This window comes from Acetobacter pasteurianus subsp. pasteurianus LMG 1262 = NBRC 106471, from assembly GCF_000285275.1.
Lineage (GTDB): Bacteria > Pseudomonadota > Alphaproteobacteria > Acetobacterales > Acetobacteraceae > Acetobacter > Acetobacter pasteurianus.
In genome coordinates this window covers 1-1,466 of the sequence record NZ_CADO01000125.1, presented here as the reverse complement: position 1 = coordinate 1,466, position 1,466 = coordinate 1, and the positions used below count along the sequence as shown (strand labels likewise).

The window sequence follows — 1,466 nt, the reverse complement described above, 5'->3', positions numbered from 1 at the left end:
TGTTCTGCGGGTTATCTGACACCTTGGCAGGTATGCCGTGTCAGATAATACCGCATTATCATGACGCTTTTAACCGGATAGAGCGCCGCCAACCTTGCGGCCGCAATCACCCCATTTTGGCCCGCGCCATGTTGTTTCCATCACGCCGGGTGGCAACTCTTCCACCGTGCGGGAAGCATGTTCTTTGCGTAGTGCGGCATCAATGCGCTGCATGTCGTGCTCAGCATACACCGCACCCGCTGGCAGTTCGCGCAGCGATTGCAGGTGGCCATATTTTTCGCATGCAAGGGCATCACATCGGGCAACCGTATTTTTCAGGCCACCGACGGCCCGCAAAATCACATCAGCCCGATACCGTGGCAGACGATCTGGAACCATGCGCACGCAATGCGCCACATTTCCATCTGCCGAAACGACTAGAACAATCTTCTCCCCACGCAGCAGAACAGCACCACGGCAGATCTTCTGCCAGTGTTTCATGCGTTCAGCTTTTCAGAGGATACAAAAAAAGCCGTGGCCCAGATGGGCACACGACTTCGAAGAGGATACCAGAATAGACAGGTTATCTGTGGACAGTCAAGATAACTCTAAAAATCATTTATCAGTTGTTTGAGGCGCTTTGTTAAACCACATCTCGCCCGGCAGATTGGCATACACGTCCGACAACTGCTCTAAAAGCAATTCAATAGCCCCAGAGATATATCGCCGGTCACGCTTCCGCTGCCCTGCAATCTGAGAAATACTCATATGGTCAATCAGTAAACTATACAGAAAATCTTCTGAACGTTTCCCTAAGCATTTTACCACATATCGACAGCGAGCAGCCGCAGCAATGCGGGATAAGAGCGCATATTCCGGATCTGGATTTCCACCTTTACTAGATGCTTCCGGATCTTTGCCCCCCATAATTCCTGTTTCGTAATCCCTAGCCCATGCCTGTGCAGAAGCAACTGCAGCATCACTAATCGCGCCAGAATTATGCAGCTTATTTAACAGCCCGCATGAGCTGGAAACTGCGATTGTAGGTTTTCCTTTTTCTTCCAGCCAGATGGTCGCAATATCGCCATGCTGCTGACGTTCTGGAAGAACTTCACCAGATGGGCCTGAATGCAATGTAAGTTTTTCGAGCGCATCAACATGTTCATCATCACTAACGTGACGAAATACTTTGCATTCTCGCAGTGGAAAGGATTTCTCTCCTAATCCTATACCAAATGCACGGATGTGATCATCATAAGCATACTGGAAACGAAAGGCGTCCGCTTTCCCTTCCCTATATGTAATCCAATCACCTGCTCTGCACTTAATTACTTCTGGTTTGCCATCTGCCACGTTGATGCCCTGCTTCTTCTAGTGTACCGTCCACGGGCATCGCGGGGACGGTCATTCTCGTAATCGGACAAGCGGCGTGTCAGAGTGGTGATTTCCAGTTCAGCCTCTGCACGCCGTTTTTGTTCCTGGGCCAG

General features: G+C 50.2%; 2 protein-coding genes. Both read right to left on the bottom strand.

The genetic code is table 11. The features are described 5' to 3' along the window. Positions 1-69: 69 nt before the first annotated feature. The gene (locus APA10_RS11875; RefSeq protein ID WP_003628648.1) at positions 70-480 is read right to left on the bottom strand and encodes a hypothetical protein; all 411 of its coding nucleotides are present in this window, start codon (positions 478-480) and stop codon (positions 70-72) included. 114 nt (positions 481-594) lie between these two features. Continuing rightward, positions 595-1,332, bottom strand: coding sequence for a hypothetical protein (locus tag APA10_RS15460; RefSeq protein ID WP_050998032.1), 738 nt, complete (start codon positions 1,330-1,332; stop codon positions 595-597). Between the last annotated feature and the right edge of the window lie 134 nt (positions 1,333-1,466).

Excerpts from the sequence above, each read along its gene's own strand:
- APA10_RS11875 (WP_003628648.1), bottom strand. The coding sequence starts at position 480 with ATGAAACACTGGCAGAAGATCTGCCGTGGTGCTGTTCTGCTGCGTGGG.